The following is an 8,371-nucleotide window of genomic DNA, read 5'->3' as shown; positions in this document are numbered from 1 at the left end:
ATTCCGAACTCAGAAGTGAAACGCATTAGCGGCGATGGTAGTGTGGGGTCTCCCCATGTGAGAGTAGCACACCGCCAGGCTCCCAATTAGAAGAAAGGCTACCTGTTTAGGTAGCCTTTTTTTATGCCTGCTATTTAGCCGATTACAGTTCATTTTTTAACGCCAAACAGGTAACCTTGCTTCTAAGCGCTGCCGCGCAACACAAACTCACATGAAAGACCATACCCATCGGATATCATTCAAACTTCGATGTTCTGCATTCTTCTTAGCGTATCAACCCATCCCTGGTGACGCGCACCAGCCTGACCATCCATGGTCAGTCGTTCAGTCAACCACGCTGCTACGCAGCTAAAAACGGTTGCCTTCACCCCTCGGTAATTGCTCCTGCATTACCCTACCTTCCGCCATCCGTGGCGGTCGCATGTGAGAGTAGCACTCGGCAACTGCTCCTGCGTTGCTCTACCTCCTGCATCCTTGCAGTCGACCGCCAGGCTCCCAATTAGAACAAAGCCACCTTAATCGGGTGGCTTTTTTCGTTTCTGCAGTCTGTAAAATATCACACCTTTATCGAATTTGATTAAGGTGACTTCGTCCTAAGCGCTGCCGCGCAGAGCAAATCCCACGGTCGTCCTTCAAGGTAATCTCCACTGCGTCGTTAACACATTCCTGATGACCTTCACCCAGTTACCACATCCTTGTGGTGTCGTGCGGCTGGGCGGAGCTGCGCTCCTAAACATACCAGCCTTACCCAGGCTCCCAATTAGATTAAGCCGTTCTCATCGAGAAGGGCTTTTTTATGCCCGCAGATACTGTGCGACGCCAAGCGGATACTCGTGACTATTTTGTCTGGAACAAAATAGAACGACCGCAGGTCGGCCCAAAGGGCGAGTATCAGGATGATACGAGGAACGTGGCCGTGCTGTAGGTGCGGACGTAGTAGCAAAAATCATTGCATAATAACTGCTACTAGCAAATTATAACAAGTACTCGATGGAGTGTTTTTTATGCGTAAGTTGTTACTATATAGATGGTTAAAAAATAGTTGCATCTATATGATGTTGGTTAGTATATTACACCAAGTGGTTTGCACGAAAATGATTGCAAACTATGGTAAATGGGTAACACATAAATGCGTTAATCAAATTAAACCAGATAAATTTACACTAAGGAAAGTTAGCATGCACTACCAACTACCAACTACCAACTACCAATAAATATATTTCCCCTATAGTAATTATCCTGTTACTCCTCTTTCTGCTCAACCCCTACAAAGTTTACGCAACCGATCCAACACTTGATCCACCAGAAACAATCACAGTGACTGGCACAAGACCTGGTAATTATTGGGTATCAACTTGCCGAGGTTCTGAATGTCGTGGAGCGGTAGCAGATGTTATGGATCAAATTATAGCTATGCTTGATAAACAGTATGCTACCTATGAGGATGTAGACAAGATTAAAACCAACATGTGCAGTAAGATGACCAGTAATATTCCAAGTAGTTGCACTACCTTTAGCTCGCAATATACAGGTCCGTATTTAGGGAATGGCCCAGCAACATGGAGTTTTCCGGCGTTAACAAACGGTTGCGGTGCGGGAGGATTACTTGAATCAACATTGACAGCCCTGGCTACCGGCATTAATGGCTTCACGGGTAACTTAGATCAACCATTAACAGGTATTTCCTTTATAAGTGCCTGCAATAACCACGATATGTGTTACGCAACTCAAGGTGGGCAAAACAGTTGTGATACTGCTTTTCTTCGAAATTTAGAAGTAATCTGTAGCAGTTACAGCAGTCAGGGAGGGTGTCTGGATTTTGCTTATACCTATCGAGCTGCAGTTGGGCAGGCAGGTGCCAGCGCCTATAGTAATGCGGGTTTAGCAAAACAATGTAAAAACGTTAAAGAAGATTATATCAAGAATTGCTCATCGTCTAACGGCCCCAGTGGAACCTAAGGAAATGCCCATGAATAGTTTTAAATTACCCGTAGTATTTTTAACAGGCTTAGGGATGGGATACCTATTATTTGCATATTTACAAGACACGTACATTGATAATCCTTTAATACATAACAAGGCGCAAACAACGGAAAAAACATTGGTGGCTAACCAAACATGTAGCTCTAAGTCAGATAACATAGAAGAAAAGCAGGTCGCAGCAAAAGCGGTGCAAAACAACGAGGAATCGTTGGGTTCTATAGCTGAATATCAAGCTATTGAAACAGATAACTATGATGATTTTATTACTACCGTCTCGGCGGAGTCTGCCGGACAATATCAAAATCTTAACGATGATTTATTTAATGCTTTTGCATTTAATAATCAAAAAGAATTAGATCTTGCCTTAGCGAATGGTTTCCCCAGCCCTGAAGAATTGGAATATGTTTACAACAAGGATATGGATGAGTTGATTGCAGATATTCAGGATAAAAGGGATCGAGCTTATTCGAGCGAAAATTCTGATTTTTTTGAGGTTCAAAAATTAGGTGCCTTAGCGTTTAACCGGGGCATGGATGAGTTTGTTGCAATACTCAAACAGTATCGCCCAGACTATAAAGTGGGTGATGCCTTACCTGAATTTCAAGGCCAAAATAAGAGTCAACAACCTGCAGAGCTCGTGCGTGCCTTCGACCGATTCGCTTTATTGCGAAGTTTGTCACATGGTAATCTTGCTGCAAACTACCTTGCTGAAGCTAGGTTTAATGAGCTGAACATCTACAATTATGAAAAATCTGAACTAGATTACTCAAGGTTAACCCAGCTTGCTGTGGCAGAAGTAAAATTAAGGACAGAAAGGATTAGGCGAAGTATCTGGCCCCAGCAATTTAGTGAGCCAGCCGAGTTGATTGCAATAAATGTTGCTTTATTGAATATTGATCAACCTAGCGGTCGTTGTTCTACCAGTAAGAATTAGTTTTAATTTTACAAGGTCACTTAGGTGGCCTTTTTTGTGCCTGCAAATCTTGATAAACCTGCAAAGTATTGCTCCGGAAGTGCGCAGGTTGCGACGAGTATCGGCTGTTAGGCATTGGGCGGACTGATTTCTACCTGTTGACCTTCGCTTAAACGCTCAGCACCACGCACAGCGACACGGTTGCCCGAGCGTAGATTATCATTGCGAATACTCACCCAGTCATCTTGCCCCTGACCGACTTCAACAAGTTCTTTGTGCGCTTTGTTGTCCTGATCGATGACCATCACATAAATACCGTCCTGACGTAAAATCAGCGCGTCGCGGTGGATAGTCAGGGTTTCTTGCGGATGCTGTACCGGTAAACGCGCTTTTAATATTTGTCCGGCAGTCCAGTTACTCAGCTCATCTACTGGTAAGGTGACTCTTAGCTCAAATGACTGCGAGCGGCTATCGGCGGCAGGGATCAATGCTTTGATTGGCACATCCATTTTGATGTTATCGTTCATTACCGTGATACTGGCAACTTGTCTGACAAACGGCAGGTATTTAACCGGTACAAAGATTTTGCCTTCAAGATTTTGGGTATCGAGCATTTGTACTAATTCAGCGCCACGATTGACTTCGGCACCTGCTTCTTGCATGCGTTCGGTTACAACGCCTGAAAAGGGGGCTTTGATGCTGCTGCGGCTTAGTTGCTCGTCAATTTGTTTGAGTTTTAATTCGGCAATTTCCAAATCGGCCTGCGCCAGATCAAACTGAGATTGAGTCTGGTCAAACTGAAAGGCCGAAGCACTGTTACTCGAACGCAAATCAGCTAATCGAGCCAGTTCGCGTTTAAGATAAATCTGATTGATTTTAGCGCGCTTGATTTGAGCTTGTTGTTCAGCTCGTTGCAATTGCAAGGGCAGTGGATCAATACGTGCCACATCATCACCTTTGCGCACTGCGGTGCCCGGCTCTGCCACCCATTCCAGTCGGCCACTCAATCCAGCGGTCAGTTGTACATTATGCCGACTGTATACGCTACCAACTATATCAATGGTGGGCGCTAATAAAGTGGTTTTGATTTCTTCAACCTGAACCGGTTTTAACACTGTGGGAGCTTGTTGTGCCAGGGCTAAGGGCAGACAAGTATTTAGCAGCAATAAACAGGCGAGTGGTTTGAATACAGAAAAAGGGTTTATTTTCATGTTAGATATCCTTAAGACTTCGATAATGCCTGAGCACTAGCTATTAATGACGACTGCCCGGCATGACTACTGGCTTTAGCTTCGTTAAGGCGTAGCAAAGCGGGTAATAAAATCAGGGTAAATAATGCACTGATCGACATTCCACCTACGATAACAGTGGCCAGTCCACGATAGATTTCAGAACCAACACCGGGCATTAACATTAGCGGTAACATGCCAAACAAACTGGTCAGGGTGCTCATGTAAACCGGTCTGGCTCTAATTTGGATGGCCTGGGCGACAGCGGCTTGTACTGATAAACCTTCACGCTGAGCAGTGCGAGTCTGATCGACCAGTAAAATAGCGTTGTTGACCACCAGGCCAAGTAAAATGATAAAGCCAATCATGGTGAGTAAATCCAATGATTGAAAAGAAAATAAATTGAGTAAGCACAAGGCAACAACGCCCCCACCGACAGCCATCGGCATTACGGTAAGTACCAGCAAACTGTCGATGGCAGACTTGAATAAGGCACTCATTAATAAAAACAAGATGACAATCGCCAGCGCAAAATTTAGTAGCATATCTTCGATGGCATGATTCATCTGGTCGGCATTGCCGGCAACCTGCAAACTGGCGTTAGCAGGTAAAGCCGCTGCAATTTTATTAATAACATGGGTGTTTAATTGTTCCATTGCTTCTTCAAGAGATAAGTTTTCAGGTGGGCGAATAATCAAACTTATTGTACGTTTACCGTCTACTCGTCTGAGCTGGGTAGGTCCAACCGTGCGGGTAACCGCCGCTAATTCACCAAGTGTTTGCACACCTGCAAGTGGGGTATACATTGGCATCGCTGCCAGTTGTTCAGGCGTGCGCCATTTGTCGGCGCGCAGGATCACATTCATGCGGTCATTACCGTCAAAGTATTCGCTGATAAACATCCCGCCGGTAAAGGCACGTACCGCATTGGCCACATCCATGCGATTCAAACCAGCTTGCGTGATACGCTGGTCGTTAGGTTGCAGTTGTAATTCAGGTTCGGCCATAGACAGGGCTGGTACTGGTTGAGCACTGGTTTGTGGCATAGTCTGGCTAATGGCTTCGATACCCACCTGCGCGGCACGCATTAGGCCGTCCATGTCAGCACCTTGTAAATTGAGTTCAATGGAGCGGCCATTGCCGCCCGATACATTAATCATCGAACCTCTGAATAAAAACACCTGAGTATCGGGCAAACCCGCCAGCACTTTTTCTCTGACCACAGTCATCAGTTCTTCTACCTGGGTAGGATCATCCGCATAAATAAACCCACCGGTAGCGTTTGGGCCATAACTGTAAAAGTTATAACTTTTCACTTTGGGCCGCATATCGCCATGCATGTATGGGCCGATGCTATTTTTGAAACGTTGGGCAAATTCTTCATCGAGAAACTTAATATTGCCGCCAGGTGGCAGATTGAGCGAAAAGAAAAATCCATCGATGGGCGCGCGGGGCATAAAGTCGGTGCGGGGCATCAGTAATATGATTGCCAAAGCAGAGGCAGACATCAGGCCAGCGATCCAGGTTAAGCGCTGAGTCAGGGTGTTGGTTAGGCGCATTAACAGTGTTGTCAGGCGCTGCCAATAAAGTTCAAAACGATCAGAGGTAACGTCGTTACTGAGCAAGTAGTAGCTAGCCACCGGTAACACCGTAATCGCGGTTAATAATGACGCGATAACTGCCACACTTAAAGTCAGAGCTAAATCAGAAAACAGCTGACCTTCAACACCTTGCATAAATAAAATCGGCAAAAATATCGCCACACTGGTGGCAGTAGATGCAAACAAGGCACCGGTTACTTGTGTGGTGCCTTTGATTACGGCTTTTTTATTATCTAAACCTTCACTGCGCAAACGTACAATATTTTCTTGCACGATGATCGCGGCATCGAGCACTAATCCCACCGCAAAGGCTAAGCCCGCCAGTGATATTACGTTAAGGCTGCGGCCAAGCAGATTAAGCGCCAGAAAGGCCACCATAACTGACAGCGGAATCGTCATGGCAATTAGCAAAGTGGCTTTCCAGCCACGTAAGAAAAACCACAAAATTCCCAGCGCCAATAACACACCAAGGCCGAGATTACTTTGTACCAGTTTGAGTGCATTACGGATATGCACCGACGAATCAAAACTCAGGTCAATCATCAGTCCGGCGTCGCCCAAGGCACCTTTATTCAGCTCGTCTATTGCCTGATTGATGTCATCCAGCAAGGTCACAGTATTGGCTTCACTGGCGCGTGAAATGGTAATGTAATAAGCAGAAGCCCCGTTTCGCAGGGTAAAGCCCTGACGATCAACCAAGGTATTTTCGACCTTAGCCACATCGTGTAAATAAACTGGGCGCTCACCACTATAGGCAATGATCATATCGGCCAACGAATTTACATCATATTGCCCGGCAAACCTGACGGTATACTGGCGGCGGCCTACATCGGCAAAACCACCCGATACGTTGCTGGCACGGGCAACGATATTGCTGACCTGATTGATTGAAATACCCATTGAAGCCAGTTTGTAAGGGTCAAAAGTGATGCGCAGTTCCCGTGGCTGGCGACTATTAAGATTTACCTGGCTGATCCCGGCTATGCGGCTTAAGCGTGGGCGCACAACATCTTCAATCAAATCCTGATACTGAGACATGGAGGATTCGTTACCTGGTAAGGTTCTGACTAACAATGACGCAGCATTAGGACCACCACCGCCACCACCTACTGATACCACGGGTTCAAAGGCATCCAGCGGAAGTGGCGGTGCTTGGTTTAAATTATTCAGAACATCGAGCATGGCACTTTGCATGTCGGTACCCACATCAAAACTCAGGGTGATATTGCCAAAACCCTGCTGAATATTAGTGGTCACTTCAGTGACACCGCGAGTGTTTTTAACCACATTCTCAATGGGTTCGATAATCACAGATTCGATTTCTTCAGGAGCAGCGGCACGCCAGCCGGTGCCAATTGAAATTTGTGGTTGTTCGATATCAGGGGTTAATTGCACGGGCAGGTTGAGTAATGAAATACTGCCAAACAAGATAACCAGCGCGGCGATGACTAAAATTGCTGCAGGATTTTTGATTGATGCACGGGTGAAATTCATCGACTGATTCCTCAGCTACAACATGTGTAAATAAGATGTTAGCGTTTCGCAGAAGTGTATAGGCAAGTTGTTCAAGGTGTTAGGTGCACTCGTTGACTGGGGTGTTTTGTGCGACAAACATTAAAATTTACAAGTTTTGTTACGTTCTCTACGAGGTTTGTTATTTTGGACTAAAGTGGTTTAATGGCAGGTAGGGTTTACTCAGGGAGCACAAGACATTGTCACAATCAGCGAGTTATCAGTTTGTTATGCGTGGTGAAAGCATGACCCGTATCGAGACTTTTGTGGCAGCCTCGTTTGCCTTTGCCATCACTATGATGGTGATCTCCTTGGGAACCATCCCCGACAATATGCAAGAGTTTATACTAGCGACCAAACAAATCCCTGCTTTTTGTGCCAGTTGCGCACTCATAATCTGGATTTGGAATACCCACGCTAAATGGAGCCGTCGCTTTGGTTTAGAGGACGGGCCAACCATTTTTTTAAGCAGCGCGCTGATTATTTTAGTGCTGATTTATATCTATCCACTGCGACTGATGATGCAGGGTTTGTTTTACACCGTTAGTGGCGGTTATTTTCCAGTATCAATCAGCTTTAGTAGCGGTGAAGAAGTGCGCTTTATGTTTGCATTTTATAGTTTGGGCTTTTTGCTGTTATGCCTTAATTTTATTGCCTTGTATTGTTATGCGCTTAAACAGAGGCATTCACTTAATTTGTCGCCACTTGAGGTTTTTGACAGCCAATCCGAGGTGATTACCTGGTTAGGTGCTGCGTCAGTCAGTGCCGTGTCCATTGCCATTTCTTTGTTTAGTGTGCACATTGACTGGTCGGGTTTTGTGTTTTTTGCCTTGTTTCCAATGATGACAGGGCTTGGGTTTTATCGTGGTAACTTGCGCAAAAATTTGATTGTTAAATTGACGCAGGAAGTCGTACCCTCTCCTAATAGTGATTAAAATTTGAACTTATAGATTTAATCCCTTATCGTTGATTTAAAAGAATAAAGAGCAGGACGCATGACATTTTTTACTGAGTTAAAACGCCGTAATGTGTTTAAGGTGGCCAGTGTGTATTTGGTTACGGCGTGGATCATCTTACAAATCGTTTCAGTGATTTCCCCCGCGTTACACTTACCTACTTTGTTTAGCACTGTT

5 protein-coding genes and 1 rRNA gene are annotated in these 8,371 nt (G+C 45.2%); 4 read left to right on the top strand and 2 right to left on the bottom strand.

All coding sequences use genetic code 11. The features are described from left to right. The 3 genes from rrf to AX660_RS12085 form a co-directional block, all read left to right on the top strand. Window positions 1–80, top strand: a 5S ribosomal RNA gene (rrf, locus tag AX660_RS23745); the annotation flags it as partial. 1,315 nt (window positions 81–1,395) lie between these two features. Further along, on the top strand, window positions 1,396–1,959 hold the full coding sequence (locus tag AX660_RS12090) for a hypothetical protein (RefSeq protein ID WP_068376924.1): 564 nt from the start codon (window positions 1,396–1,398) through the stop codon (window positions 1,957–1,959). Window positions 1,960–1,969: 10 nt separating this feature from the next. Further along, on the top strand, window positions 1,970–2,917 hold the full coding sequence (locus AX660_RS12085; RefSeq protein WP_068376920.1) for a hypothetical protein: 948 nt from the start codon (window positions 1,970–1,972) through the stop codon (window positions 2,915–2,917). Window positions 2,918–3,024: 107 nt separating this feature from the next. Here the strand turns inward: AX660_RS12085 and AX660_RS12080 are convergent, their stop codons facing one another. Both AX660_RS12080 and AX660_RS12075 read right to left on the bottom strand, forming a co-directional pair. Further along, the gene (locus AX660_RS12080; protein WP_082768861.1) at window positions 3,025–4,107 is read right to left on the bottom strand and encodes an efflux RND transporter periplasmic adaptor subunit; all 1,083 of its coding nucleotides are present in this window, start codon (window positions 4,105–4,107) and stop codon (window positions 3,025–3,027) included. A gap of 11 nt (window positions 4,108–4,118) precedes the next feature. After that, entirely contained in the window at window positions 4,119–7,220 is a 3,102-nt protein-coding gene (locus AX660_RS12075) for an efflux RND transporter permease subunit (protein WP_068376917.1), read from the bottom strand. 218 nt (window positions 7,221–7,438) lie between these two features. On the opposite strand from AX660_RS12075, the gene AX660_RS12070 reads away from it, so the two are divergent. Continuing rightward, window positions 7,439–8,173, top strand: a complete 735-nt coding sequence (locus tag AX660_RS12070) for a TMEM175 family protein (protein WP_235594730.1) — start codon at window positions 7,439–7,441, stop codon at window positions 8,171–8,173. Window positions 8,174–8,371: the final 198 nt, after the last annotated feature.

Source organism: Paraglaciecola hydrolytica (genome assembly GCF_001565895.1).
Taxonomy (GTDB): domain Bacteria; phylum Pseudomonadota; class Gammaproteobacteria; order Enterobacterales; family Alteromonadaceae; genus Paraglaciecola; species Paraglaciecola hydrolytica.
This window is presented reverse-complemented; position numbering and strand designations above follow the sequence as displayed.

Excerpts from the sequence above, each read along its gene's own strand:
- AX660_RS12090 (WP_068376924.1), top strand. The coding sequence starts at position 1,396 with ATGGATCAAATTATAGCTATGCTTGATAAACAGTATGCTACCTATGAG.
- AX660_RS12085 (WP_068376920.1), top strand. The coding sequence starts at position 1,970 with ATGAATAGTTTTAAATTACCCGTAGTATTTTTAACAGGCTTAGGGATG.
- AX660_RS12075 (WP_068376917.1), bottom strand. The coding sequence starts at position 7,220 with ATGAATTTCACCCGTGCATCAATCAAAAATCCTGCAGCAATTTTAGTC.
- AX660_RS12080 (WP_082768861.1), bottom strand. The coding sequence starts at position 4,107 with ATGAAAATAAACCCTTTTTCTGTATTCAAACCACTCGCCTGTTTATTG.